The following is a 25,653-nucleotide window of genomic DNA, read 5'->3' as shown; positions in this document are numbered from 1 at the left end:
CCTGTGCGTCTGACGAACTATCGTAGGAGCAAGAAGATGCATCTTTGTCACCTTTTCAGCATAGTACAAGCTGAGACCACTTGGTCATGTTGTACGGGGGAACACTGTTATGGTTGCGCAAATTACCGCGCTTGTACCAACTTTTAATCGCGGGGCCCTTCTCGCCGAGGCGATCGAGGCGATTTTGCTGCAAAAACGGGCAGTCTCGCAGATCATCGTCTGGGATGACGGCTCAACAGACAACACCTCCGACATCATAGCCCCCTTTCTGCGCAATGATGGAGCGAGGATCGACTATCGGCGCGCAGAGAATGCCGGAAAGTCCGCCGCATTGAATCAGGCCATGGAGCTGGCTCAGGGGGAGTATATCTGGATTTGTGACGATGATGATATCGCACTGCCGGATGCGACGCAAAAACTGGCTGCAATTCTGGATGAAAAGCCCGAGGTCGGTCTGGCCGCCGGCGCTCACAACCGGTTTTCCACCGCGCCCGAGACCGGCGAGAAAGAGCTGAGCGACGCGGGCTATTGGCCGAATCTCAGCTCCGGTAGCCCGCTGCGACATGTGCTCGAAGACATCTTCTTTTTCCAGAACGCCACACTGGTGCGCCGCGCCTGTTATGACAAGGTCGGGCCCTTCTCCGTCGATCTGGCGCGCTCGATCGATTACGACATGACGGTGCGACTGATGGCGCGCTACCCGGCGGAGGTGATCGAGGACACGGTGTTTTTGCAACGCAAACACGACGGCGAACGTGGCCCCGCCTGGCAACGCCATGCCGCGAAATCCTCGGAAGACGTGTGGCGCAATGCCGACAAAATCGTGTTTGAACGCCTGCGCGACCGCATCCCTTTGTCATTGTACGAAGCGATGTTCGACGGCGACTCCTCGGAGCTTTGCAGCCGCGCGGCGCTGTTGCAACGCGGCGCGGTCTATGCCCGGCGGCGCGACTGGGACCAGGCCCTCGAAGATTTCGAAGCGGCCGTGCTGATCCGTCCCGAACTGGCGCTCAGCCCCGAGGAATGCCAAATCGCGATCCGGGCCGTGGCGGGCAAACATGGCGCGCAAGAGCTTTTCGAGGCCTCCACACGCAAGCGCATTCTCGACATTTCGAAACGTGCGACTGCGGGCAAATCCTTGGCCCGCACGCTGTCACGTGGCGCGGTCTGGCGGCTGCGCGAGGCGCTTGCCAATAGAAATGCCTCAGAGGTGCTGGCTATCACCGCGTTTTTGGCCGCGCAGCCGCCCTGGTCGATCCCGACCGCCACCGGACGGACGCTCACGGAACGCGACAGGCTGCCGCTGGAGGCCTACGCATGGTAAAGACCCCGCCCCAGCGCGTGATCGTGCTGATCCCGACCCTCAATGAAGCGCAACATATCGAAGCGGTACTGACCCAGCTTTTGGCGCAGGACGCGGTGGCGGGGCAGGCCCGCGTGATCGTGGCCGATGGTGGCTCCACTGATGGGACGCAGGGGATCGTCGAAGAGGTCGCGAAGCGGTTTCCCAATGTCGAATTGCGGCACAACCCCAAGCGCACCCAGGCCCATGCGATGAACATGCTTCTGGCGCCGGAGTTCGATGGCTATGACATCGCGATTCGCTGTGACGCCCATGCCGCCTACCCGTCCGATTTCATCTCGCGCCTGAGCGCCGAGTTGGATCGCCAACCGGACATCGCCTCCATCGTGATCCCGATGGATGCCGTGGCGGAAGGGAATTGTTTCCGCCGTGGTCTGGCTTTTGTCGCCGACAGCAAGCTTGGCGCAGGCGGCTCACCTCATCGCGGTGGCGTCAAATCGGGCTATGTCGAGCATGGCCACCACGCCGCGTTCCGTCTCGATGCCTTTCGCGCCATAGAAGGCTATGACACCAGTTTCATCGCCAATGAGGACGCCGAGTTCGACCGCCGCCTCATCGCATCCAGGCGCAAAATCTGGCTCGATGCCAGCATTCGCATCGGCTATTTCCCGCGAGACAGCCTGCGCGGGCTGTGGCGGCAGTATTACAAATACGGTGTCGGGCGGGCGCGCAACTGTCTGAAACATGGCGATATTCCTGCGCGGCGTCAGATGATCCCGGTGGTGCATGTGCTGTTGCTGGCGCTGTCGCTTTTGATCCTGCCGTTTAGTCTTTTGGGGCTGATCTGGCCTCTGTTTTATCTGCTGCTCCTGAGCTGGGTTGCGATCCTCATGGCGCAAAAGCATCAGGCGCTTTGCGGTCTTGTGGCGCTTCCGGCGCTGGCGGCGATGCATACGTCTTGGGGGATCGGCTTTCTGGTTGGCCTCGTCCAAGCGCGCAAGGCGGGGCGCTAAAATGTCCGATGAGATCAAACATATCGCTTTCTTCGGCCATAACGCCAAAGATTCCGCCGTCCGCCGCCGCGCCATCGCGATGCAGCGCGCAGGCTTTGAGGTCACCGGTTTCATGCCCCGACGCGGCGAGGCCACGCCCGTGCCCTTCGATTGGGTCGATTTGGGCGAGACCCACGACAATGACTATGTGCATCGGGTCAAATCCATCTTCACCGGCGCCAAAACCGCGCTCGCCCAGCGCGCCACCTTGGACCGCGCGGATTTGTTCTACGCGCGCAATCTCGACATGCTTGCGACCGCGCTCAGGGTGCGCCGCTTGATGAAGAGCTCCGTGCCCGTGGTCTATGAATGTCTCGACATTCACCACCGTCTGGCGGGGGATGCTCTGTCCGCGAAGGCGTTTCGGCAGTTCGAGAAACGGCTGGTGGAGGCCAGCGATCTGATTGTCGTGTCTTCGCCCCGCTTCGAAGAGGAACATTTCCGGCGCTACTATCCGGGGCGCTATCAGCACATGCTGATCGAGAACCGGCTGATCGAGGGCGACGCCTTCGGGCCCCGCCCCGAACACGCGCTGCCGCATATTCCGGGGCGGCTGCGCATCGGCTGGTTCGGCAATCTGCGCTGTCGGCGTTCGCTGGAGTTGCTCAAGGACCTCGCCCGGCATTTCCCCCATGCGGTCGAGATCGTGCTGCGCGGCTATCCGGCGCTCTCGGTCATTCCCGATCTCGAAGGCGAAATCAAAGACTTCCCCAACATCACCTATCACGGCCGCTACAAGGCGCCCGAGGATTTGAACCAGATTTACGGCGAAGTCGATTTGGTCTGGGCCGGGGATTGGTATGAGGCGGGGTTCAACTCGCTGTGGCTTTTGCCCAACCGGGTCTATGAGGGCGGCTATTTCGGCGTGCCGGCTTTCGCGCCCGAGGGCACCCAGACCGCCACATGGCTGCATGATCATGGCATCGGGTTGATCGTGGGCGATCCGGTGGAAACGCAGTTCATTCCGCTGGTCCAGCACCTGTTGAATGATCCTTCGCCGATGCTGGAGCTGCGCCGATCCTTGGCCACCCTGCCCCGCGACACGTTCGTTGAACCGCCCGCCGTCATGCATGAGATGGCCCAGCGCGCGCTGGCCGCCCATCGTGGCACGCTTCACCCCCACGTTCAGGAGTTAACCCCCTAAAACGTTTTTCGTTTAGTCTGTTTCAGATTGAGCGAAAAACCTTGCCGCACTGAATTGATATTGCTGCGTTTCTCAAAAATTGAGTGCTTCAAGTTTTTGAGAAACGCTTTAGGAGATGCACCCTATGGACAAGAAACGCGACCTTCCACATGCCATCGTGATCGGCACCCCCAAATCCGGCACCACCACGCTTTGCGGTGCCTTGATGCGACACCCTGACATTTACATGTATCCCAAGAAGGAAACGCATTTCTTCAACGACCTGTTCACCAAACGGGACATGGAGTGGTACAAAAGCCTCTTTGCCCCTGCGCCGGACGGTGCGCTTTTGATGGAGGGCACGCCGGATTACGCGATGTCCCATTGCGTCGAACGCACGGCGGAGCGGATCGCCGACACCATCCCAGACGCCAAGCTCATCATGATGGTGCGCAACCCGATTGACCGGATCGAAAGCCATTACGTCCAGATGCTGTCCAACGCCCGCGAGGTGGTGCCGATCGACGAGGCCCTCGACAAATGGCCGGAGATCGTCGGCACAAGCGACTATGGCGCGACGGTCGAGACCCTGCGCCAGCATTTCCCCGACGATCAGATTTTGGTGCTGTTTCTGGACGACTACAAGGCCGACAAGGATGCGGTGCATGCGCAGGTGCTCGAATTTCTGGGCGTCGATGCGTCCGAGACGGCACTGGCGGCGCTCTCTGAGCAACAGGCGCTGCACAAACGCGAGAACCAAGGCATGGACGGCGCACTTTTGGCGCGGCTCAGGCAGTGGAAATACTACGACCGGCTGAACATGCTGATGCCCAAGGGAGTGATCGCCATGGGCAAGAAACTGCTGCGCAAGCCGCTCAAAGTGCCATCCGAACTGCCGCCCAAGACGCGGGCGCGTCTGGAGGCAGATTTCGCACCGAAATGGGCGGCATTTCAGAGCGAGTTTCGGTAGGGTGTAGAGTGGGATGATCACCTGCGACCGCACGGCGGCCTAAAGGCCTTGTTCCGTGCGAGAACGACCTCCAGCTTGGCGTTCTCTCACACCGGCTCGATCTGGGCCGGTCGACTTTGCGGCACATAGGGCGTGCCGTAAATCTCCGGATATTGGATCGCCAGCGTCACCTCGGTGATATGCAGCGAAAACGCCCCGCCCAGCCGCGCCGGGCGGCCCATCCGCACGGCAGCCGCCATATCGGCCACGCCCCGCACGAAATCCATCGGGTGGCCGCCCTCGGCAAATTTCGTCTTCGGGTTCTTCGCCACCGCCAATTTGCGTTTCGGCCGCATGTGAAGGAATTTCTCCATGCCGCGCTGGATCTTGTTGCGCGCCAGCGGATAGGCCTCCACCTCCGTGTGGAAATTCCAGACCTCATGGGCGCACAGCTCGCCTTCGTCACAGAAAATCCGCAAACGATGGTCATGTGGCGCGATGATGGAATTGGTCAGACGTGCGGTCATGCCGCTCTCGAACCGCAACAACGCGCAGGAGAAATCCGCCGTGGTGTAATTCTCGGGCGTGTCGCCGCCCTTGTCCGGGATGCAGAGGCTCGCCATGCTGACAACCTCGGTCACCGGACCGAACATCGCCACCAGCCAGCTCAGCATATAGCCCGCATGTTCCAGCGTGCAGCCGGTGTAGAATTCATCCTTCGCGGGCCAGGGCGCGCCCGAGGAGCTCAGCCAATTCTCATACCCCATCTTGTGAATCAACCCGTCGTCGATCTCGGCATAGACCAGACGCGGCGTGCCCAATTCGCGCTCGCGCACGGCCTGCCAGAGCCGCTGCGCCGCAGGGCCCAAAACGGATGAGGGCGCAGAGACGATCTGAAGCCCCTTCTCCTCGGCCAGCGCCACCAGTTCGCGCGCCTGATCGATCTCCATCGCCAGAGGCTTTTCGGAATAGACGTGTTTCCCGGCCTCCAAAATGCGCTTGCTCGTCGCAAAATGCGCATGCGGGTTGGTGAGGTTCACGATGATCTCGACCTCTGGATCGGCGAGCATCTCTTCGAAACTGGCGTAGCAGTCGAGCTTGTAAAAGGCCGAGAATTTTTCAAGCCGCGCCCTGTCGTGATCCCAGATGCCGTGCAGCGTCAGGCTGTCTTGGTGATTGGCGTAGGTTTGTTGGTAAAAATCCGCGACATAGCCGCAGCCGAGAAAGGCGATGCCGGTTTTGGCCCCCGCCTTGGTCCCGGCCTTTGTCGTGACATCCACGGCAGCTCCGGAGACGGACTCCGACATCGTGTTGGCCATATTCATGTTGATCCCCCCACTGACACTGTTCTTAGAGACACTCAGAAACATGCGATGCCGGTCCACCCCGGTGCATCGCCAGACGACAGGTCCAACATGACACGGCGATCGTAACGATCTTGCGTCCTGATCCCCATCGTAAGGGCCCATCGTAAAGGGTAGACTACGCAGCCCGATCCCTTCCGTCCAGTTTCACGAAGACTCACGCCATGTTGCAGCGCCTGTTGGCGCCAGCAGCTTTCTCCAAGCGATCTCTTTTTGACCACTTGCTCAAGGATCGCCCAAAATTGTCACAGGATTTCGGCTCTCACGCAGGCGACTCAGCCCGGAAACCTCAGGACAAATCACGAGCGTTCACCTCGTTACCAATCCGTCGTACAGTCAAGCTACCTATGGTGTGGTATATTGATGAGTATCTTGGCGGGGGAATAAACATGTCACGATTGCGTATCTTGGCGCTGGCTTTGGTGGCCATCGTCTGTCTGGCCGGACTTTTCGGCGGTGGGATCTGGGCGGGCTATGCGCTCAACACGGAAATGCAGAACCGGTTCAGCTTTCCGGCGCAAATCCATTACAAGTTGAACGGGATGTACAATTCCTACTTCAACGCGGGCGCCGAGCCGGAGCCCGAGCGTCTGGTCACCAACCGGGCGATCCTCTCGCAGGAAACCATCTTCCTGCCGGCCTCGGCCAAGGATTTCGCGGGCGGCATTGGCACCATCGGCGAAGACACGGTTCTGGTCACCGACCGCGTCGGCAAGATGTATTCGGTCACCGACGCCGTGGTCCATGAGCTTAACGTCGCCCCCCCCGATGACCACCGCGCAGCACTTCAGGCGCAATTGGATGCGGGCGAGTTGGGCGACATCGAGATCAACTTCAACTGGATGCGCTTCAACGACATCTTTTACTACGCCCGCGGGCAAGAGGGCGCGGGCTATCTCTTGCTGTCCTACACCGACTGGCTGCCGGAGCAGAAATGTTTCGGCAACGCCATGGCGCGCCTGCCGGTTCAGGGCATGGATCCGCTGAGCTGGAGTGCCGAAGCCGACGATTGGATCGTGATCGCCCGCACCGAGCCCTGTCTAGAGCTCTTCACCACCGGCAAGGGCATGTTCGGCCTTGAGGCCGGCGGTCGGATGGACCGGATGCCCGACGGGCGCATCGCTTGGTCCTCGGGGGCTTACGAGCGCGCCGACCGGTTTGCAGAGCGCGATTTCACCAATGCCATCGGCCAGTCGGACGATATGGATTACGGAAAGGTCATGCTGATCAATGTCGAAAGCGGCGAAAAGACCACCATCGCCAAGGGCCTGCGCAACCCGCAAGGCGTCAGCGTCGATGCAGAGGGGCGCATCTGGGTCTCGGACCACGGGATGCAGGGCGGTGACGAATTGAACCTCGTGTTCGAAGGCGCGAATTTCGGCTTTCCTGCTGTGAGCTTTGGCACGAAATACAACCGCCAGCCTGCGGGCAACGGCGACCGCCACGCCAATCACGACGGCTACGACAAACCGGTGATCGCCTTTGTGCCCTCGATTGCGCCGTCTTCGGCGCTGGCGGTTGAGAATTTCCACTACGCCTGGGACGGTGACGTGCTTATCGGCGCCTTGAGCGGTGCAGTGCATCGGGTGCACGTCGAGGACGGTCGCGGCATCTATGTCGAACCGATCGACGTCGAGATGCGCATCCGCGATATGGATGCGATCCACGGCGGCAAGACCATCGTGCTCTACACCGACGACCGCCGCCTGTCGTTCCTGACCGCCGACACCGGCCCCGATCCGATGGCACGCTTTGACGAGCTGTTGACGACTTACGCCGCGGACGCCGATGTACTGGCGGCGGCCGATGGGACGATGGCGGCCTGTCTGCAATGCCATAGCCTTTTGGACGGCGTCGACAATGGCGCGGGCCCGTCGCTGCATAACATCTGTAGCCGCGAGCCGGGCAACAGCCCCTTCGAAGACTACTCCGGCGCCTTGGATAAACTGGGCGGGGTTTGGACCGAGCAGACGCTTCAGGCCTATATCTCCGACCCTTACGGCATGTTGCCGGACACGAACATGGGCTGGGAAGGCATCGAGAACGAGAATGTCTCGCTGGCGATTTCGAAGGCCCTGTGTGAGCTGTGAGACGCCCCGGGTTGTGAGGCGGAGATTTGAGATTGAAAAGACCACCGCGAAGGATCGTGGTGGTCTTTTTGTGGAATGATGCGCGTTATGCTTTCACGGCGCCTTTTCAGGGAGAATATTTGAGAAGACCTTTCTTTGCCTCCTCCTTCATCCTTTCGATGGCATCTGGCGCCGTCGCCTCTCCTGAAATTGAAGATCTTACGACATAAGCGTTGCCCAGCTGGCCGCTCAGGACCGAGCCCGCATCAACGCGCTCGTTGAAGAGATCGCAATAGATATCGAGAGCCTTGGGGCTGGCAGGTTTCAAAAGGCATCCACTCGCCGTCATGATAAGCGAACCGGCGGAGCGAAAAGCCGCCGGAACAGGGGCTCATATAGGACCTTGAAGAAAGGCACCTTTACGACACTCCCCTCACGCCGAGGTCATGATCAACCCGAAATTCTGTGCCTTCGCGGATTGCGCGATGGCCAGGGGTTCGCTCAGTTCTGACGCCGTCAAAGTCCCTGCACGGACGACAAAGAGGTTCGCGTCCACCGCATCCATCGCCGTGTAGGCTTCGGTAAAGCTCGTGGCGGGCGGCGGCGCGATGATCACCGTGTCGGCCTCGGCCAGAAGGGCCAGCATCACCTCGTGGTATTTCTCCGTGTCGAACACCACGGCGGGGTTGGCGCCGGACATGGTCTCAGTCGGCATGAAGAACGCCCCCACCCGCGGCATCCGGGTCAGCGCATCCTCGACCGCGCCATTGCCGTAGAGCACATCGGCGAGGGTCGCTTTCGGTTTGAGATATTCGAGCTTGGACGACAGCTGCGCGCCCCGGATGTCGGCATCGAGGAAGACGCAATTGCGGCCCTTGCGCGCCTGCGCCCAGGCCAGCATCACCACCGTGTGCAGCCGGTCGATACGATCGCTGTCCGTGTTCACAAGGATCGTGCGCGCCGCTCCCCCTGCCCGCATATCGACGTTATTGGCCAGACGCATCGCCTGTTTCGCCAGATCGCTGTCGGGTTTGCTGTTCAGCTTGCTGCACAGATCATAGAGCAAAAGATCGTCGCTAACGCCACTCACCGTGCCGTAGACGCCCACCCCCGTGCTCTGCGCCAATTGCTGTTCCGTGCCAAGTTTCTGCGGCAGCATGTTGCGGAGCAAAAGATAGGCGACGCCCAGGAACACACCGCCGATGGCCGCCAGAATCAGCGACAGTTTGCGGCGCGGATAGACCGGCGCGCTCGGCGGGTTGGCGTAGGAAATCACCTCGGCATCCGGGCTGTTCAGGCTCTGCAATTCGCTCAGCTCTTTGAAGCGGCCGAGGAATTGTTGATAGACCTGACGGTTGGCATCGGCGACGCGGCGCAACTGGCTCAGTTGGATTTCCTCGCCCGACTGGTTGAGCATGAGCCGCGACAGTTCCGAAAGCGAATTGTCCATCGAGCCGACGACCACGGTCAGAACCTCGCGCTGGTTTTCCAGCCGGTCCAATTCGCGACGCACCTCGGTCTCGATGGCGTCTTCCAATTGTTCAATGGTGCGGCGGATCGAGGCGACCTGCGCGGAGTCCTCACCGAAACGTCCGACCGCATTGGCCTCGCGCTGGCGCAGGCTCGACATCTGGCTGCGATATTCGATCATCTCTTCAGAAGAGGACAAAAGCTGCGCGGCCAGCGGGCCGTCGTTCTCCAGCATCTCATTCATCTTGTCACGCAGCGCGTTGATCTGGGCCAGTTCGGCGCGCTGTTGCACGAGGCGCGTGGTCAATTCGGTCATCTGCTGATCGAGACGCGAGCGGTTGTCGGCATCGGCCTCCATCCGGGCGCGGTAATCGACCACGGCGCGCTCGGACTCTTCGAGCGTCACGGCCAGATCGTTCACCCGAACCTCCAGCCAATGGGTGAATTCCTGCGCGGCATCAAAGCGTTTGTCGGTCAGGAATTTCACATATTCGTCCATCAAGGTGTTGGACAACGCAGCGGCCAGATCGGGGTTCTCGGACTCCGCCTTCACCTGCACCACATAGGAGGTGCCTTGCTGACGCACCGAGAAAGAGCGGCGCAGCTTGCCGACGATATCCCGATATTCGCCCAATTGCGTGGCACTCGCCGAGGCCGCCATCGAAATCTGACTTTCCGCTTCTTCGATCTCCGCGCCGCGGTCGGCATCGAAATCGGGAACCAGAGATTTGAGCCAGGATTTGAGCCCGTCGATCAAGGACGGACCGTCTCCATCCAAAGCGGACGGGTTGAATTCCGGCACGGTCTCAAGTTCGAGCCGCTCCGCCACCCGATGCAGCAGGACGTTGGACCGCAGCACGGCCAGTTCACCCTCGATCACCGAGCTGGTGAGGTTCTGTTCCTCGACCAGATCGAAGCTGTTCTGCGCGCTCAACCCCTGTTCGCCCAAGAGCATCTGAGAGACAGCCTCGTAGCGCGGCGTCGCATTCAACAGCAAAAGGCCGGTCAGAACGATGGCCGTGCCCGCAAAAATCGCGATGGTCTTGCGCCCGTCCTTGATCAGTTGGATGAGATCGCTCAGGCGCATTTTCGGGGCATCGAACTCCGGTGGAGACGACCCGGGATTTTGCGGCCCATAGTCCTTTTTCGACAATGCCGGCACACCACTATACTGATTCATACTCACACCCTTTCATGCCCCTTGCCATGTTCGGCACCGGGAGACCGATCCGTCGTCCAAGCCATAGCAAAGTCGCAGCCCCGACGCCGGGACGGCGACCTGCCCCCCGGATTTGTCTTAAGCTTTCTCAACCGCCGATGCGCAATCAAGGAATTTCCCCCGCGAACACCGACAATTCCCGTGACGCTCAAATTTTGAGCGCTCACATTCCTGCACCGAGCATACAAACCTGTCTGTGACAAGGGTTTGTTTACCATATCAAAACACTCGAAATCGCCGTCAGGATGGGCCATAAACCCGCTCCCGCACCCCGATCAGCGCCCCCATGTATAGCACCATCGTCATGAGCGCGAAGGGCGTCATCAGCCCCGGCTCCGTCATGTTGCGCGCCAGGATCATCAGAGCGATGGCGACGAAAAACGCCTGCGGCATCTCGCATTTGCGGATCATCGCGGCGAAGACCTGCCAGATCGAAAAGAAAAACGCCGTGATCGCGATCCCCAGCCCGATCAGCCCCTGGTGCACAGCGGTCTGAAGATAGGCATTATGGAAGGTGAAGGAGGCGTTGAAGTCCTTGTGGAAGTCGATGAAAATCTTGCGCGAGACATGGGTCCAATCGCGCGGGTTCCAGAACCCGCCATGCCCCACGCCCAAAAGCGGGTGCTCCTTGATCTGCTCGATCGCGTAGCCCCAAAGCACGGTGCGCCCGGTCAGCGTCGCGTCCTTGCCGAATTCATCGAGGACGAGACCGATCACATCGACATTGGCCGCGGAAAACACCAAAGAGGCCCCGATCAACGAAAGGCTCAGCCCCAAGGTCAGGATCATCAGAATGGCAGGATGAAACAGCCCCCGGCCTTCGAGGATTTTCGACAGGAGGATCACCAACATGAGCGCAAAGGCCAAAAGCACGGCGGTGGCGGAGTTGGAAATGAACACCAAGGCCAGTGCACAGGCCGCCAGAATGCCCGCGGCAAGGCGAATGAGGCGATGTTGACCATAGTCGAGCGTCACACAAAGCGCCGCCGTCCAGAGGATCACCATATTGAGACCCATGGAGTTTTTCGACGCAAAGACCCCGCGCGAGGCCTTGCCGCCGGTCGCGGGCAAAATGAGCGAGGCGATGGCGAAGATCCCCGCCGCAAAGACCAGCGAGACAAGCACATCGCGCCGCTCGAGCCTGAGCGCCACGCAGTAGCAAATCATCACGGTCAGAAAGCCCTGCGCGGCGGATTTGATGATGGTGCCCGGGTTGACGCCCCAAAGCACCGACATGGTGCACCAGATCGGAAACAGGAACAGCACCCAGGATTTGGCGACAATCGGGAAAAGCTCGTCGATGTCGCGCACAAAGGCGTAGCCGAAATACAGAGACAGAGGATAGAGGATCAGCTCATCCATCGGGAATTGTTTGAAGGTCACAACCAGCCAAAGCGTCAGCAAGAGGTGATCGCGCAGCTTGGCACTGAGCCCGAACCAGCCTTCCTCATAGCGCGCCCGCCCCCGACCTGCCCGCAGCGGCGGACGGGGGGGGGTGGGATAGATTGTCCCCTCTGGCGTCATCATACAATCGTCACTCTTCTTACATGCCCTGCTAACGCGGGTCTGTTCTCGCGTCACAAAAGCATGCTTCTATGACATTACATGCAGAAATCCGGTCCGACCCAATCTTTTCTTGAGGCTTTTGTGCCTAAAAACGCGCCAAAGCGCTTTATTTTACACACATCAAAGGGGCCTTTGCTTGGTTTTCCATCGTAACGCGAACGTTTTGAGCGGGTTTGACGTGGATTGCATCCCTGTGAGACTCATGCATTGATCTCTCTGGGACCTTCCCGCGACCTTCCTGCGCTTGCCCGTGCGGCGCCGACGTGAGACACTACGCGCCATGGCACGCCCCTCACCTCAGCTCCCCGTCCACCTCCTGACCGGCTTTCTCGGCGCGGGCAAAACCACGCTTTTGAACCGGCTCTTGCAGGACCCACGCTTTCGGGACACCGCGCTCATCATCAACGAATTTGGCCTTGTGCCGATCGATCAGGACCTGATCGCAGAGGATCTGGTCGGCGAAGGTTCCGAGCGGGTGATGGTGACCACCTCGGGCTGTATCTGTTGCACCGCCGGGAGCGATCTGCGCAGTTCTTTGGAGCGCCTGTTGGTCGGACGTCAAAACGGCAGCCTCCCCGCTTTTTCGCGGGTGATTGTCGAGACCACCGGGCTCGCGGACCCCGCGCCGATCCTCAACAGCCTCATCCCCGGCGGGCTGCCGGCCATGGGGCTGCGCGATCACATGGTCGCCCGCATGTTTCGGCTCTCGTCGGTCACCACCTTGGTCGATGTCGCGGGGCTTGACGGTGCACTTGCTGCGCATCCCGAAAGCCTGCGCCAGATCGCCTTTGCCGATCATCTCGTGCTCACGCATGTCGATGAGGTCACGCCGGAGACGCTGGCGGAGGTGACAGATCGGCTCCACGCCCTGAACGCCACCGCACAGGTGCATCGGGCCGGGGACCCCGCGTTTGACCCCGGCATGCTGCTTGAGGCCGGGAGCTATTCCGCCTTTGGCAAGGGCGAGGATGTCGCCCAATGGCTTGCCGCCGATCACGATCACGCCTGCGGGGCGTTTCACGATTTGAACCGACATGGCGATGTCACCGCGCTCGCCCTGACGGCGGAGGCGCCCCTGCCCGAAGCCGCGCTTCTGGCCTTTCTGGGTGACCTGTGCCGCCGCCCCGAAAACGGTCTCTTGCGCATCAAGGGCCTCGTGGCACTCAGCGACGATCCCACCACCCCGGCGCTGGTCCATGCCGTCGGTCACCGGCTCTATCCGCTGCACCGCCTGGACGCCTGGCCCGGTGGAGAGGCACGCACCCGGCTGGTGCTGATCGGCACGCATCTCGATGCCCCTGCCCTTCAGGCACAGTTCGCGCGGATCGGACAGGCGGGCGTCCTGTCGTCCAGATGAATCCAGCTCATCATTATCTTAAGAATTATTCGCTACCGCTCATGTTCAACTGAGACTATATCCCCCCAACGCCTCTTTTGCGCATCCGGCGCTTGCGGGCGACACGCACCCCAAACGCACCCAGTTCCCGAGGAGCGCCATGATCAATTTCTCTCTCCCAGATGCCCCCTGCCTCGCCCCTCTGCGCAAACTCGCCGCGGAGCGGATCATCATCCTCGACGGCGCCATGGGCACAATGGTGCAAACCTTCGGTCTGTCTGAGGATGACTTTCAGGGCGACGGCTCCTATGATCTGAAATCCAATCACCCGCAGCAGGGCAACAACGACCTCCTGTCCCTGACCCAGCCCAAGGTGATCGAGGACATCCATTACAGCTTCGCCATGGCCGGTGCGGACATCATGGAGACCAACACGTTTTCCTCCACCACCATCGCGCAGGCCGACTATGGCCTTGAGCACGCCGTGCATGACCTGAACGTCGCGGGCGCCCAGGTCGCGCGCCGCGCCGCCGAACGCGCCGAGGCCGAGGATGGCCGCAAACGCTATGTCGCGGGTGCTGTTGGCCCGACCAACCGTACTGCCTCGATCAGCCCCGATGTGAACGATCCGGGCTACCGCGCGGTGAGTTTCAACGACCTGCGCGTGGCCTACGGCGAACAGATCAAGGGCCTGATCGCCGGTGGCGCGGACCTGATCCTGATCGAGACGATCTTTGACACGCTCAATGCAAAGGCGGCCATTTTCGCAAGCTTCGAGGCCTTCGCCGAGACCGGCGTGCGCTTGCCCGTGATGATCTCCGGCACGATCACCGATGCCTCGGGACGCACGCTTTCGGGTCAGACCCCCACGGCGTTCTGGCATTCCGTCATGCACGCGCGCCCCTTCTCCGTCGGCCTCAACTGCGCGCTTGGCGCGGCGGCCATGCGGCCCCATATCGCCGAATTGGCCAGTGTCAGCTCTTCGCTGATCTGCGCCTATCCGAACGCAGGCCTTCCCAATGCCTTCGGCCAATATGACGAAACGCCCGAACAAACCGCCGCACAGGTCGGCGAGTTCGCCCGCGAGGGCCTCGTCAATGTGGTCGGCGGCTGCTGTGGCACCACGCCAGACCATATCGCCGCCATCGCCGATGCCGTCGCCTCTTATGCCCCTCGGGAGATTTCCGCATGAGCCATTACCTGCGTCTTTCCGGTCTCGAACCCTTTGTTTTGACACCCGATATTCCGTTTGTGAACGTCGGCGAGCGTACCAATGTGACGGGCTCCGCGAAGTTCAAGAAGCTGATCGTCAACCGCGATTTCGCGACCGCGCTCGACGTGGCCCGCGATCAGGTCGAGAACGGCGCCCAGATCATCGACATCAACATGGATGAGGGTCTGATCGATTCCAAACAGGCGATGATCGAGTTTCTGAACCTCATCGCCTCCGAGCCCGACATCGCCCGCGTGCCGATCATGATCGACAGCTCGAAATGGGAGGTGATCGAGGCCGGTCTGCAATGCGTTCAGGGCAAATCCGTCGTCAACTCGATCTCTCTGAAAGAGGGCGAAGAGGCGTTCCGCCATCACGCGGGGCTGTGTCTCGCCTATGGTGCGGCGGTCGTGGTCATGGCCTTTGACGAACAGGGCCAGGCCGACACCTATGAGCGCAAGACCGAAATTTGCGCCCGCGCCTACCGTATTCTCGTGGACGAAATGGGTTTTCCGCCCGAGGACATCATTTTCGACCCGAACGTCTTTGCGGTCGCCACCGGCATCGAAGAGCACGACAATTACGGCGTCGATTTCATCGAGGCCACGCGTTGGATCCGGGAAAACCTGCCCTATTGTCACATCTCCGGCGGTGTGTCGAACCTGTCGTTCAGCTTCCGCGGCAACGAGCCGGTGCGCGAGGCGATGCACGCGGTCTTCCTCTATCACGCCATCAAGGCGGGGATGGACATGGGCATCGTCAACGCCGGTCAGTTGGCGGTCTACGACCAGATCGACCCGGAGCTGCGCGAGGCCTGCGAAGACGTGGTCCTCAACCGTGTGCCCAAAGCGGGCGGCACGGCGACAGAGCGCATGCTCGACATCGCCGACCGCTTCCGCGGCGACAAGCGCGAAGAGAAAGTGCGCGATCTGGCGTGGCGCGAGTGGCCGGTCGAGAAACGTCTCGGACATGCGCTCGTCAACGGTATCACCGAATTCATTGAGGCCGACACCGAAGAGGCCCGTCAGGCCGCCGAGCGTCCGCTTCATGTGATCGAAGGCCCTCTGATGGACGGCATGAATGTCGTCGGCGATCTCTTTGGCTCCGGCAAAATGTTCTTGCCGCAGGTGGTAAAATCCGCGCGCGTGATGAAACAGGCGGTCGCGGTGCTCCTGCCCTATATGGAAGAAGAAAAGCGCCTCACCGGAGGAGAAGGCCGACAAACGGCAGGCAAGGTCTTGATGGCCACGGTGAAAGGCGATGTGCATGACATCGGCAAGAACATCGTCGGCGTCGTTCTGGCCTGCAACAACTATGAGATCGTCGATCTCGGCGTCATGGTGCCGCCGCAGAAAATCCTGCAAGTGGCGCGCGAAGAGAATGTCGATGTGATCGGCCTCTCGGGCCTCATCACGCCAAGCCTCGATGAGATGGTGCATCTCGCCGCCGAAATGGAGCGCGAGGATTTCCACATCCCGCTGCTGATCGGCGGCGCCACCACGTCAAAGGTCCACACGGCGGTGAAAATCGCCCCGCGCTACTCCGGCCCGGCGGTCTATGTGCTCGATGCCAGCCGTGCGGTGGGGGTCGTGGGCAACCTCTTGTCGGCCGCGAACAAATCCTCTTATGTCATGGATATTCAAGAAGAATATGCCAAGGTCGCCGAGCGCCACGAACGCTCAGAGCGCGAAAAACTGCGCGTGCCTCTGGCCACCGCGCGCGGCAATGCTTTCTCCATCGACTGGAGCGACTATAAGGTCGAAGCGCCGAAATTCTTTGGCGCGAAAGTGATCGAGGACTGGGATCTCGCGGAGATCGCAGAGTACATCGACTGGACGCCATTCTTCCGCACCTGGGAGCTCAAGGGCGTCTATCCGAAAATCCTCGACGATCCGAAACAGGGCGAAGCGGCGCGGGCCTTGTTCGCCGATGCGAAAGCCATGCTCAAACGGATCATCGAAGAGAAATGGTTCGGGCCGCGCGCCGTCGTGGGCTTTTGGCCTGCCAATGCCACCGGCGACGACATCCGGCTCTACACCGGCGAGGACCGCAAGGAAGAGCTTGCCATGCTCCACACCCTGCGCCAGCAACACGCCAAACGCGCGGGCAAACCCAATGTTGCGCTGTCGGATTTCGTGGCGCCCGTTGGGGGACCGGCGGATTATGTCGGCGGCTTTGTCGTCACGGCAGGCCCCGAAGAGGTGGAGATCGCCAAGCGTTTCGACCGCGAGCATGACAATTATTCGTCGATCCTCGTCAAGGCGCTCGCGGACCGCTACGCCGAGGCTATGGCGGAAATGCTGCACGAACGGGTGCGGCGCGACTATTGGGGCTACGGGGCCGACGAGACCTTCAGCCCTGAGGAGCTGATTGGCGAGCCCTATCGTGGCATCCGCCCGGCGCCGGGCTATCCTGCGCAGCCGGATCACACGGAAAAAGTCACACTGTTCAATCTGTTGGACGCCGAAGCGGCCACGGGGGTCGAGCTGACCGAAAGCATGGCGATGTGGCCGGGGTCTTCGGTCTCGGGCCTCTATTTGGGCCATCCGGACTCCTATTATTTCGGTGTCGCCAAGGTCGAACGCGATCAGGTCGCCGATTACGCCGCGCGCAAAGGCATGGAGATCGAGGAGGCCGAACGCTGGCTCGCCCCGATCCTCAACTACACGCCCACGGGCGTCGCCGCACCGAAAGGTGAGGTTGCCTGAGAGAGGAGCCGAGAGGGCAACTCACTCTGAGAGCGGATGAAAACACGCCACCTCTGAGCTTGCCCCGACCGGGGTGAGCCGAGGCGCTTTTGCACGGCATGTCTCGCTGGCCCGAGGACAACGCGCCGAAAAGGCACAGCCCGGCGGCGGGTTCAGCGGGTCTGGCAATTCCGTGCCCTCGGCCTCGGGCGGCGTCAAAGCCCGCCCCACCACCGGCGCGCTGTCGGCGAGCAATTTGGTGTAGGGATGTTTGGGCGCGGCGAAGACCTCTTCGGCGGGGCCGATCTCGACAACAGAGCCAAAATACAGGACCGCGATCCGGTCGCTGACCGCTTCGACCACGGCCAAATCGTGGCTGATGAACAGATAGGTCAGATCGAAGGTCTTGCGCAGATCGGCCAAGAGGTTCAGCACCTGCGCCTGCACCGAGACATCCAGCGCAGAGACCGGTTCATCGAGGATCAGGATGCGGGCGTTCGCCGCCAAAGCGCGGGCGATGCCAATGCGCTGCGCTTGCCCGCCGGAGAATTCATGCGGGTAACGGTCGAGGAATTCCTCGCGCAGATTGACGCTTTCGAAAATCTCGGAGATCCGTTTGCGCCGCGCCTCCGCAGGCATTTGGTGCAGACGTTTGAGCGGCGCCTCCATGATCTGGCGAATGGTCTTGCGCGGGTTCAGCGACGAGATCGGGTCTTGGAACACATATTGGATGCGCTTGCCGAAAGCCGCCGGGTCGGCGGTATCCAAGGCGGCACCTTCGATCTCGATCTGGCCCGTGGTTGGGGGCAAAAGTCCGACGAGCATGCGGGCGAGTGTGGATTTCCCACAGCCGGATTCACCGACGATGCCCAGCGTCTCCCCCTGCTCCACCGAGAGGCTCAGCGGATGCACCGCCTTGACCGAGCCCGTGGATTTGCCAAACAGAGACCGTCCGACCGGGAAGGTTTTCGACAGGTCGGTGAGTTTGAGCGCTTTGGTCATGCGATCTCCTCCTGTGCGACGGGATAAAGGCAGCGCACGGCGTGATTGCCGGTCTGCGCAAGTGCAATGTCCCCACTGCGACAGGCGTCCTGCGCCCGGTCGCAACGGTCGGCAAAGGCGCATCCCGCAGGCAGGTTGTCGACCACGGGCGGCAGGCCGGGAATGGCCTCCAACCGCCGCTTGCCGCCGCCAAGCTCCGGCACACAGGCCATGAGCCGCGCGGTGTAAGGGTGACGCGGCGCGTCCAGAATGTCGCCCGTGCCCCCCGTTTCGACCACCCGACCCGCATACATCACGGCCACCCGGTCGCAGAGCTGCGCCACGACGCCAAAATCATGCGTGATAAAGACGATGGCGAGGCCACGCGAGCGCCGCAGATCGTCGAGGATGGTGAGCACCTGTGCCTGCACCGTGACGTCGAGCGCGGTGGTGGGTTCGTCCGCGATGATGATGTCGGGATCATTGGCCAAAGCCATGGCGATGCCGACGCGTTGACGCATGCCGCCCGACATTTCATGCGGGTAATCGGAGATGCGTTTTTCTGCGTTGGGGATGCGCACGGCGTTGAGCAATTCCACGGCCTTGGCGCGGCCCTCTTCGCGCCCGATGGGCCGATGCGCACGGATCGCCTCGATCAGTTGATCGCCGACGCGGTACAGAGGGTGCAGCGTCGCCAGCGGGTCCTGGAAGATGTAGGACACATTGCGGCCCCGCATGTCGCGCAGACGCTTGTAGGGCGCGCCGATCAGGTCCTCGCCCTCATAATAGGCCGCGCCGCCGGTGATCACGCCGGGCGGCGAGGCGACGAGGCCCATGAAGGAAAGCGCTGTGACGGATTTGCCGGAGCCGCTTTCTCCGATGATGCCGAGGCATTCGCCCTTTTCGACCGACAGGTCCACACCGCCGACGGCGCGATAGATGCGGTCTTTGATGTGGAATTGGGTCTCAAGCGCCTTGACCTCCAAAAGACCTTGGTCCGTCGGCGCGGGCGGCTGCTCTGCGCGGTCGACACGCGTGGCGGCCATGGGACGCGACAGGGCGCCGGATTTCAAACGCGGGTCCAAAGCATCGCGCACCCCATCGCCCAAGAGGTTGATCGACATGACGATGATCAGGATCATCACGCCCGGCACGATGGAGGTGTGCGGATTGGCGATCAGCGCAGAACGCGCCTCGCCCAACATGGAGCCGAGATCGGCCTGGGGCGGTTGGCTCCCGAGGCCGAGGAAGGACAGGCCCGCGGTTTCAAGGATCATCCAGCCGATGGTGGTGGACATGGCGATGACGATCACCGGGATCACATTGGGCAGAATTTCCGACAGGATGATCCGCGTGTTCGACAGGCCCGCAAGCCGGGCAGCATCGACGAATTCCTTATGCGCGATGCCGACGGTGATGCCGCGAATGTTGCGGGCGAAAAAGGGCACGTTGACGGCCGAGACCGCAATCAGCGCATTGAACAGCCCCGGCCCGAGCGCAGCCACGATGGCCAGCGCCAAAAGGATGTAGGGAAAGGCCATCAACATATCGACGCCGCGCATGATGATATTGTCGATCCGCCCGCCATAATAGCCCGCGACGATGCCGATGCCCGCCCCAATCGTGGCGGCGACAATGGCGGCGGCGAACCCCACGGCCAGGGACAGCCGCGTGCCCCACATCAGCCGGGACAGAAGATCGCGACCGAGATGATCGGTGCCCAAGACTGCGCCGTCGGAAAAGATCGGTTGGAACCGGTTGGACGTATTCGTCACATCCGGGTCCGCAAGCGGCAAAACTGGCGTAAGGAGCGCCAGCAGGACGACGAGCGACAGCACGATGCCCCCCGCCAAAGCCAGACGGTTGCGGGCCAGAAGGGTGAGAAATGAGGTCATGTCTTGATCCTCGGATCGAGCAGGCTCTGCGCCACATCCACCATGATGTTGAACAGCACATAGCAGGCGGCGACAAAGACCACCCCGCCCTGCACCAGCAAAATATCACGCTTGAGGATCGCATCGACCAGCATCCGCCCGACACCCGGCCATTGGAACACGATCTCGATATAGACCGCCCCCGACAGCACGAAACCGGCCTGAATGCCCAGAACCGGGATGATCGAGACCATGGCGGCTTTCAAGGCATGGCGCCAGATCACGCCGCGCTCATGCACGCCTTTCGCCCGCGCGGTGCGGATGAAATCCTGACGCAGAACTTCGAGCATGGCTGAGCGCGACAGCCGCGCAACGACACCGGTGGCGACGACGGCCAGCGCGAAGGCGGGCATGGCGAGATGGGTCAGAAGGACGGAAAACGTCCGATCGCCGTAGATGGGCCACATGCCGGAGACCGGAAACCAGCGCAGGTTCACGGCGAAAAACAGGATCATCATCATGCCGAGGAAAAACGACGGGATCGAAATGCCCAAAAGCACGACGAAAGTGATCGCCTTATCCGCCAGCCCGTATTGATTGGCCGCCGAAATAACACCCGCCACGACACCCAGAACGGAGCAAAGGACAAAGGCCGTGCCCGCCAGCACAAGCGTGCCGTTGAAGCGTTCGAGCACCTCGTCGATCACCGGGCGGTTGAGCGCGAAAGAGGTGCCGAAATCGCCCTGAAGCATGTTGCCAAGCCAGATGAAATATTGCTGTACCAAAGGCTTATCGAGGCCCAGATCGCGGTTCAGTTTGGCGACATTCTCGGGCGTGGCGTAGCTGCCTAAGATGGCGGTGGCCGGGTCGCCGGGGATGAGCGCCATGATCAGAAAGACGATGACCGTGATGCCGAAGAGCACCGGGATCGCCGAGAGTAGTCGTTTCAGAATATAGCCTGTCATACGCGGCTCCGGTTGGGCGGATTGCGGTGTGAATGGTCATAGAAACCCTGCGGACGTGAGCCGCCCGCAGGATGCACTGGCTTTAGTTTTTCACGACGTCATCAAGCAGCAGGAAGAAGGACGGTTGCAGAGCAAAGCCTTCGACCTTGTCGCTGGTGACCGCGTTCTGCTTCCAGTTGGCCACGAACACCCAAGGCGCGTCCTCTTGCACGATGGTTTGCATCTCTTTGTAGAGCGCAGCGCGTTCGTCCTGATCGGTCGCAACCCGCGCGGCTTCCAGCAACTCGTCCACCTTCGGATTGGAGTAATAGCCGGAGTTGAAGCCCCCCGCGTCGGGCCAAGCCTCCGTGCGCAGCGCGAGGAAGGGCAGCGTGTCGGGGTCGTTGGTCATCCAGGCCATTTCGGCCATATCCGCCTTGCCCTCAAGACCGGGGTTCACCTCGCCCAGGAAGGTGTTCCACTCATAGGTCTCGATTTTCACGTCAAAGCCCACGGCCTCGAGATCGGCCTGAATGGCGGTGCCCATGGCGATGGGATCTAGCATGCCGGAGCCGCCCTCGGTCACATAAAACGTCAGCTCGGCGCCCTCGCCCCCCGCCTCGGCCAGCAAGGACTTGGCCTTTTCGGGGTCATAGGGATAGGGCGACAGCTCATCGTTATAGGCCCAGGCAAAGGCAGGCGGCGTCGGCCCCGCGGCGACATCTGCCGTGCCTTCGAGCACCTCATTGACCAAAGCCTCCTTGTTCACCGCATAATTCGCGGCCTGACGCACGCGCACGTCGGCGAAGGGGCCTTCCTTGGCGTTCAGGATCAGGAACCAGACATGCGGGCCGGCTTGCTCATAGACCTGATAGGCGTCGCTTTGGAATTCCGACAGCGCCACGGGCGGCACTTCGACCATCAAATCGATGCCGCCCGCCAGCATCTCGGCGGTGCGGGTGTTGGCGTCGGTGATCGGGCGGAACACCACGGCCTGAAGCTCCGGCGCGCCGTCCCAATAATCGGGGTTGGCCTCAATCACCACCGCCTCGTTCGAGCGCCATTCGGCGAATGTGAACGGCCCGGTGCCGGACGGGTTGCGGCCAAACTCGGCGCCGTATTGTTCGACAGCGGCGGGAGAAACGATCAGTCCGGTGGGATAGGCCAGATTGGAGAGGAACGGCGCATAGGGCGCATTCAAAGTGAATTTCACCGTCAGATCATCCACCACCTCGACGCTCTCGACCGAGGAAAAGAAGAAGGCCAAGGGGAACGGGCCGGTGTTGTGATAGGGGTGGTTTTCATCGAGCATGCGCTCGAAATTGAATTTGACGGCCTCGGCATTGAACGGCGTGCCGTCGTGGAATGTCACGCCCTCGCGCAGGGCGAAAGTGTACTCCGTGCCGTCCTCGCTGATCTCCCATGCCGTCGCCAGCGCCGGTTCGACCTCCAGAGAGCCGTCTTTGTAGCGCACGAGACCGTCGTAAACGTTCATCAGAATGCGGAAATCGTTGACGGCGGTGACGGCGGCCGGGTCGAGCGCCTTGGGCTCGGCGATCTGGCCGACGATCAAAACGCCGGGCGGGGTTTGTGCCTGTGCACGGCCGGACATCCCCATGGTCAGGCTGAGCGTCAGGGCCATCGCTGTGCCCGCGCCCAAAAGCGCGCGGCGGGTCAATTGGCGGGGAACGTGAAAGAGTGACATGGGTGTTTCCTCTCTTGTTTTGCGCCCGGTTTTGCGCAATGGATAATTTATCATGATAAATTGATGAGGCCAAATTTTCATGATAAATTCAAGCCTCCCCTCTGACGGAGACCCGAATGACAATCTCGATCCTGGCTTTTGACGAAAAAACGGGCGCTTATGGCGGGGCGGCCACCACGGGCAGCCTGTGCGTCGGCGGCTGGGTGCTGCGCGGCGACGCCGAATCGGGACTTTCCGCCTCGCAGGGTTCGCTGCCCAGCACGTTTTGGGGCACCGATGTGCTGACTCTGATGCGCAAAGGAGAGCCCGCCGAGAGCGCCGTCCGCCACATCACGCTGGCCGACACAGGCCGCGACGAGCGTCAATTGTCCGCCCTCGATCCCATGGGCGGCACGGCCTCATTTACCGGCGCCAACAGCATCGCCACGGCAGGCGCGCGTCAGGGGTCTCATGTGATCGTCGCGGGAAATCTCTTGTCCTCAGAGGCCGTGTTGGACGCCTGTCTCACCGGCTTCGAAACCACCGAAGGCCCCCTCGCCCAGCGTCTCATGGCGGCGCTCACGGCCGCCTCCCGCGCAGGCGGCGACAGCCGTGGGTTGCTCTCCGCCGCCCTTCTGGTGGTCAGCCGGGATCGCCCGCCCTTGAGCCTGCGGATCGATTATTCGGAAACCCCGCTTGAGGCGCTCGCCGCGCTCTATGCCCGCGCCACCAGCGGCGATTACGCCCGCTGGACGCGCTATGTGCCGACCCTGAACGACCGCAACCGCGGCGTCCCCTTCCCGGACTAACCCTACTCGGCGATAAAGCCTTTCATCACCTCGGCCTCCTGCGCCTCCATCCGGGTTTTCGCCATTTCCATATGGCTTTTCATGATCCGCCGCGCCGCCTCCGCGTCGCCGTCTCTCAGCGCGCGCATGAGATCGAGCTGGTGATCACGCCCCTGCCGCCAGAGGTCTTCGTTGGGTGTGGCGTAGAGCTTTTTATAGACCGTCAGATCGGTCAGGATTTGCGCCATGAAGCCGATGAAAAAGCCCAAAAGCGCGTTCTGGCCGAAATCCGACAGACGGGCGTGAAACCTGAGCGAGGCAACATGTTGACGGCGTTCTTCCTCGGCATCTGCCGCAGGACCGGCGTAGTCCTGCATGATCTCTTCAAGTTCGGCCAGTTGCTCTGCACTCAAACGCCCCGCCAGACTGGCCGCCAGCTCCGGCTCCAAGGCGATCCGGACCTGATAGATGTCGGCCACCGTCACATCGCGGAAATAGAAATAATTCGCCAAGAGCGCGCTGGCGCGGTCGCGGGACACTTCGCCCACGAAACTGCCGCCCCCCGGCCCCGTCTTGGTCTCGATGAGACCCTGCGCCTGCAACAACCGCATGGCCTCGCGGATCGTGCCCTTGGACATGCCGAAACGCGCAATCAACTCCGCCTCACCCGGCAGCCGATCACCGGGCTGCAAGCCACGTTTGACCACCCAATCCTTGATCGCCTCGGCCACGCGCAGCGGACGCGAGCGTCGGGAGGGCTGTCGGGGTTTCGGGTCGTCTTCCGGCACGGTGGGCTTGTTCATCTGAGGGGTCTCAATCTACGAAACTGCGGCGTTTGGATATTTATCATGATAGATACAGAGGCAAGATGATACAGCGAAAAAAAGGTGTCCTGCGCGCCTCGCGCAGGTGCAGGCCGGGAACTCGGACCGGAACCCGATGGGACGCTCGCGCGTTCTGTCAGGAATAAGGAGAACAACATGAAGCAAACCGAACGGGGACGCCCGGAGACAGTGACCTGGGCCGTGGTGATCCTGGCGGTGATTGCCGGGGTGGCGGCGCTTAATCAGGCTCAGGCGCTGCTCGCGCCTTTTGTTCTGGCCTTTGTCTGCGCGGTGGTGCTGTCTCCGCTGTCGAATTTCTGGAAACGTTTTGGGCTTCCGCCTGCGGTCGGCGCGCTTTTGAGCCTCGGCACGGTGCTGAGCCTCTTGGCCATTCTGGTGTTCATCGCGGAACCCGTGGTGGAACGCGCCTATGTGCAAATCCCTGATATCAAAAACGAATTGAGTGCGGCCATCAGTAAGTTGCAAGACATGTTCAGCGGCATCAGCGATGTGACGAAAGAGGTTCAGGACACAATCTCACCCGACGGGAGCAGCGGCGAAGGCGATTCCGTGGATCTGCCGTCCCTGGGCGACGCTCTGTTCGCGGCACCGTCGCTGATCGCACAAATCCTGCTCTTCGCGGCAGCAATGTTCTTTATCCTTTTGTCGCGCGACGAGATGTATGAATGGTTCACCAAGCTGCATCCCGAAGGCCCCTCCGCCGCCTGTCTACGCGATGCGGATGCGCAGGTGTCGCGGTATTTCCTGACGATCACCCTGATCAACACCTGTTTCGGGGCCATCGTGGCCGCCGCTTTCTGGGCGCTTGGCGTGCCCGGCCCGGTGATTTGGGGCGCGATTGCCGCGGTGATGAATTTCTTGCTCTACATCGGTCCCGCGACGGTAGCTGTGTCTCTCGTGGTGGCCGGCACCATCGCCTTTGACGGGGCGATGTCTCTGGCGCCGGTCGCAACATATGTCACGCTCAACATGATGGAAGGCCAGTTCATCACACCGACCCTCGTCGGGCGTCACATGCAGGTCAATCCGCTTCTGGTCTTCCTGTCGCTGTGTTTCTGGCTTTGGCTTTGGGGGCCTGTTGGGGGCTTTATCGCCATTCCGCTCTTGGTCTGGGGACTGGCGGTGTTTGACGGATTGGGGCCGGCCAAGCAAGGCCAGCCGGCCCTTCTCATGAAATAGAACATTC

19 protein-coding genes are annotated in these 25,653 nt (G+C 61.3%); 10 read left to right on the top strand and 9 right to left on the bottom strand.

What is annotated here, in order from left to right; genetic code table 11:
- Positions 1-109 precede the first annotated feature (109 nt).
- The 4 genes from HCZ23_RS02870 (at position 110) to HCZ23_RS02855 (ending at position 4,448) form a co-directional block, all read left to right on the top strand.
- Entirely contained in the window at positions 110-1,324 is a 1,215-nt protein-coding gene (locus HCZ23_RS02870) for a glycosyltransferase (protein ID WP_167600164.1), read from the top strand.
- On the top strand, positions 1,318-2,316 hold the full coding sequence (locus HCZ23_RS02865) for a glycosyltransferase family 2 protein (protein ID WP_167600163.1): 999 nt from the start codon (positions 1,318-1,320) through the stop codon (positions 2,314-2,316). The genes HCZ23_RS02870 and HCZ23_RS02865 overlap by 7 nt, the downstream gene beginning before the upstream one ends.
- 1 nt (position 2,317) lies before the next feature.
- A complete protein-coding gene (locus HCZ23_RS02860; RefSeq protein ID WP_167600162.1) occupies positions 2,318-3,499 on the top strand; it encodes a glycosyltransferase family 4 protein in 1,182 nt (393 codons plus the stop codon).
- A 124-nt stretch (positions 3,500-3,623) separates the two neighbouring features.
- Positions 3,624-4,448 (top strand): sulfotransferase, encoded by an 825-nt coding sequence (locus HCZ23_RS02855; RefSeq protein ID WP_167600161.1) that lies wholly within the window; start codon positions 3,624-3,626, stop codon positions 4,446-4,448.
- An 86-nt stretch (positions 4,449-4,534) separates the two neighbouring features.
- Here the strand turns inward: HCZ23_RS02855 and HCZ23_RS02850 are convergent, their stop codons facing one another.
- Positions 4,535-5,752 carry a Gfo/Idh/MocA family protein gene (locus HCZ23_RS02850; protein WP_167600160.1) on the bottom strand — a complete coding sequence of 406 codons (1,218 nt, stop codon included), beginning with the start codon at positions 5,750-5,752 and terminating at the stop codon, positions 4,535-4,537.
- A gap of 428 nt (positions 5,753-6,180) precedes the next feature.
- Between HCZ23_RS02850 and HCZ23_RS02845 the strand changes: the two genes are divergently transcribed.
- The gene (locus HCZ23_RS02845) at positions 6,181-7,881 is read left to right on the top strand and encodes a PQQ-dependent sugar dehydrogenase (protein ID WP_167600159.1); all 1,701 of its coding nucleotides are present in this window, start codon (positions 6,181-6,183) and stop codon (positions 7,879-7,881) included.
- 106 nt (positions 7,882-7,987) lie between these two features.
- On the opposite strand, the gene HCZ23_RS02840 is transcribed toward HCZ23_RS02845, so the two are convergent.
- The 3 genes from HCZ23_RS02840 to HCZ23_RS02830 form a co-directional block, all read right to left on the bottom strand.
- Positions 7,988-8,188: a hypothetical protein gene (locus tag HCZ23_RS02840; RefSeq protein WP_167600158.1), complete on the bottom strand. Its 201-nt coding sequence runs from the start codon at positions 8,186-8,188 to the stop codon at positions 7,988-7,990.
- Positions 8,189-8,293: 105 nt separating this feature from the next.
- Positions 8,294-10,510, bottom strand: coding sequence for a GumC family protein (locus tag HCZ23_RS02835; RefSeq protein WP_167600157.1), 2,217 nt, complete (start codon positions 10,508-10,510; stop codon positions 8,294-8,296).
- A 279-nt stretch (positions 10,511-10,789) separates the two neighbouring features.
- Positions 10,790-12,076 (bottom strand): O-antigen ligase, encoded by a 1,287-nt coding sequence (locus tag HCZ23_RS02830; RefSeq protein WP_167600156.1) that lies wholly within the window; start codon positions 12,074-12,076, stop codon positions 10,790-10,792.
- Positions 12,077-12,395: 319 nt separating this feature from the next.
- Between HCZ23_RS02830 and HCZ23_RS02825 the strand changes: the two genes are divergently transcribed.
- The 3 genes from HCZ23_RS02825 (at position 12,396) to metH (ending at position 17,372) form a co-directional block, all read left to right on the top strand.
- On the top strand, positions 12,396-13,472 hold the full coding sequence (locus HCZ23_RS02825) for a GTP-binding protein (protein WP_167600155.1): 1,077 nt from the start codon (positions 12,396-12,398) through the stop codon (positions 13,470-13,472).
- Between the two features lie 139 nt (positions 13,473-13,611).
- Positions 13,612-14,643 carry a homocysteine S-methyltransferase family protein gene (locus HCZ23_RS02820; RefSeq protein WP_167600154.1) on the top strand — a complete coding sequence of 344 codons (1,032 nt, stop codon included), beginning with the start codon at positions 13,612-13,614 and terminating at the stop codon, positions 14,641-14,643.
- Positions 14,640-17,372 carry a methionine synthase gene (gene metH, locus HCZ23_RS02815; protein ID WP_167600153.1) on the top strand — a complete coding sequence of 911 codons (2,733 nt, stop codon included), beginning with the start codon at positions 14,640-14,642 and terminating at the stop codon, positions 17,370-17,372. Before HCZ23_RS02820 ends, metH begins: the two co-directional genes overlap by 4 nt.
- Positions 17,373-17,393: 21 nt before the next feature.
- Here metH and HCZ23_RS02810 read toward each other — a convergent pair whose 3' ends face one another.
- From HCZ23_RS02810 to HCZ23_RS02795, 4 genes are all read right to left on the bottom strand, one after another.
- Positions 17,394-18,353, bottom strand: coding sequence for an ABC transporter ATP-binding protein (locus HCZ23_RS02810; RefSeq protein WP_167600152.1), 960 nt, complete (start codon positions 18,351-18,353; stop codon positions 17,394-17,396).
- The gene (locus HCZ23_RS02805) at positions 18,350-20,227 is read right to left on the bottom strand and encodes a dipeptide/oligopeptide/nickel ABC transporter permease/ATP-binding protein (RefSeq protein WP_167600151.1); all 1,878 of its coding nucleotides are present in this window, start codon (positions 20,225-20,227) and stop codon (positions 18,350-18,352) included. The genes HCZ23_RS02810 and HCZ23_RS02805 overlap by 4 nt, the downstream gene beginning before the upstream one ends.
- On the bottom strand, positions 20,224-21,171 hold the full coding sequence (locus HCZ23_RS02800) for an ABC transporter permease (RefSeq protein WP_167600150.1): 948 nt from the start codon (positions 21,169-21,171) through the stop codon (positions 20,224-20,226). The genes HCZ23_RS02805 and HCZ23_RS02800 overlap by 4 nt, the downstream gene beginning before the upstream one ends.
- A gap of 82 nt (positions 21,172-21,253) precedes the next feature.
- The gene (locus tag HCZ23_RS02795; protein WP_167600149.1) at positions 21,254-22,855 is read right to left on the bottom strand and encodes an ABC transporter substrate-binding protein; all 1,602 of its coding nucleotides are present in this window, start codon (positions 22,853-22,855) and stop codon (positions 21,254-21,256) included.
- A gap of 116 nt (positions 22,856-22,971) precedes the next feature.
- On the opposite strand from HCZ23_RS02795, the gene HCZ23_RS02790 reads away from it, so the two are divergent.
- Complete coding sequence (locus HCZ23_RS02790) at positions 22,972-23,643, top strand: DUF1028 domain-containing protein (RefSeq protein ID WP_167600148.1); 672 nt, start codon at positions 22,972-22,974, stop codon at positions 23,641-23,643.
- A 2-nt stretch (positions 23,644-23,645) separates the two neighbouring features.
- On the opposite strand, the gene HCZ23_RS02785 is transcribed toward HCZ23_RS02790, so the two are convergent.
- Positions 23,646-24,359 (bottom strand): FadR/GntR family transcriptional regulator, encoded by a 714-nt coding sequence (locus tag HCZ23_RS02785; RefSeq protein ID WP_217703120.1) that lies wholly within the window; start codon positions 24,357-24,359, stop codon positions 23,646-23,648.
- 243 nt (positions 24,360-24,602) lie between these two features.
- Between HCZ23_RS02785 and HCZ23_RS02780 the strand changes: the two genes are divergently transcribed.
- Entirely contained in the window at positions 24,603-25,646 is a 1,044-nt protein-coding gene (locus tag HCZ23_RS02780; RefSeq protein WP_167600146.1) for an AI-2E family transporter, read from the top strand.
- Positions 25,647-25,653 lie beyond the last annotated feature (7 nt).

Source organism: Celeribacter sp. HF31 (assembly GCF_011806455.1).
In the GTDB taxonomy this organism is placed as follows: domain Bacteria; phylum Pseudomonadota; class Alphaproteobacteria; order Rhodobacterales; family Rhodobacteraceae; genus Celeribacter.
The sequence above is the reverse complement of the archived record's forward strand: the minus strand, read 5'-3'. Positions and strand labels throughout refer to the sequence as shown.

Bases quoted from the DNA above. Each gene is read 5' to 3' on its own strand.
- HCZ23_RS02830 (WP_167600156.1), bottom strand. From the start codon at position 12,076: ATGATGACGCCAGAGGGGACAATCTATCCCACCCCCCCCCGTCCGCCG.
- HCZ23_RS02805 (WP_167600151.1), bottom strand. From the start codon at position 20,227: ATGACCTCATTTCTCACCCTTCTGGCCCGCAACCGTCTGGCTTTGGCG.
- HCZ23_RS02850 (WP_167600160.1), bottom strand. From the start codon at position 5,752: ATGAATATGGCCAACACGATGTCGGAGTCCGTCTCCGGAGCTGCCGTG.
- HCZ23_RS02795 (WP_167600149.1), bottom strand. From the start codon at position 22,855: ATGTCACTCTTTCACGTTCCCCGCCAATTGACCCGCCGCGCGCTTTTG.
- HCZ23_RS02855 (WP_167600161.1), top strand. From the start codon at position 3,624: ATGGACAAGAAACGCGACCTTCCACATGCCATCGTGATCGGCACCCCC.
- HCZ23_RS02825 (WP_167600155.1), top strand. From the start codon at position 12,396: ATGGCACGCCCCTCACCTCAGCTCCCCGTCCACCTCCTGACCGGCTTT.
- HCZ23_RS02780 (WP_167600146.1), top strand. From the start codon at position 24,603: ATGAAGCAAACCGAACGGGGACGCCCGGAGACAGTGACCTGGGCCGTG.
- HCZ23_RS02810 (WP_167600152.1), bottom strand. From the start codon at position 18,353: ATGACCAAAGCGCTCAAACTCACCGACCTGTCGAAAACCTTCCCGGTC.
- HCZ23_RS02845 (WP_167600159.1), top strand. From the start codon at position 6,181: ATGTCACGATTGCGTATCTTGGCGCTGGCTTTGGTGGCCATCGTCTGT.
- HCZ23_RS02820 (WP_167600154.1), top strand. From the start codon at position 13,612: ATGATCAATTTCTCTCTCCCAGATGCCCCCTGCCTCGCCCCTCTGCGC.
- HCZ23_RS02835 (WP_167600157.1), bottom strand. From the start codon at position 10,510: ATGAATCAGTATAGTGGTGTGCCGGCATTGTCGAAAAAGGACTATGGG.
- HCZ23_RS02790 (WP_167600148.1), top strand. From the start codon at position 22,972: ATGACAATCTCGATCCTGGCTTTTGACGAAAAAACGGGCGCTTATGGC.
- HCZ23_RS02800 (WP_167600150.1), bottom strand. From the start codon at position 21,171: ATGACAGGCTATATTCTGAAACGACTACTCTCGGCGATCCCGGTGCTC.
- HCZ23_RS02870 (WP_167600164.1), top strand. From the start codon at position 110: ATGGTTGCGCAAATTACCGCGCTTGTACCAACTTTTAATCGCGGGGCC.
- HCZ23_RS02860 (WP_167600162.1), top strand. From the start codon at position 2,318: ATGTCCGATGAGATCAAACATATCGCTTTCTTCGGCCATAACGCCAAA.
- HCZ23_RS02865 (WP_167600163.1), top strand. From the start codon at position 1,318: ATGGTAAAGACCCCGCCCCAGCGCGTGATCGTGCTGATCCCGACCCTC.
- metH (WP_167600153.1), top strand. From the start codon at position 14,640: ATGAGCCATTACCTGCGTCTTTCCGGTCTCGAACCCTTTGTTTTGACA.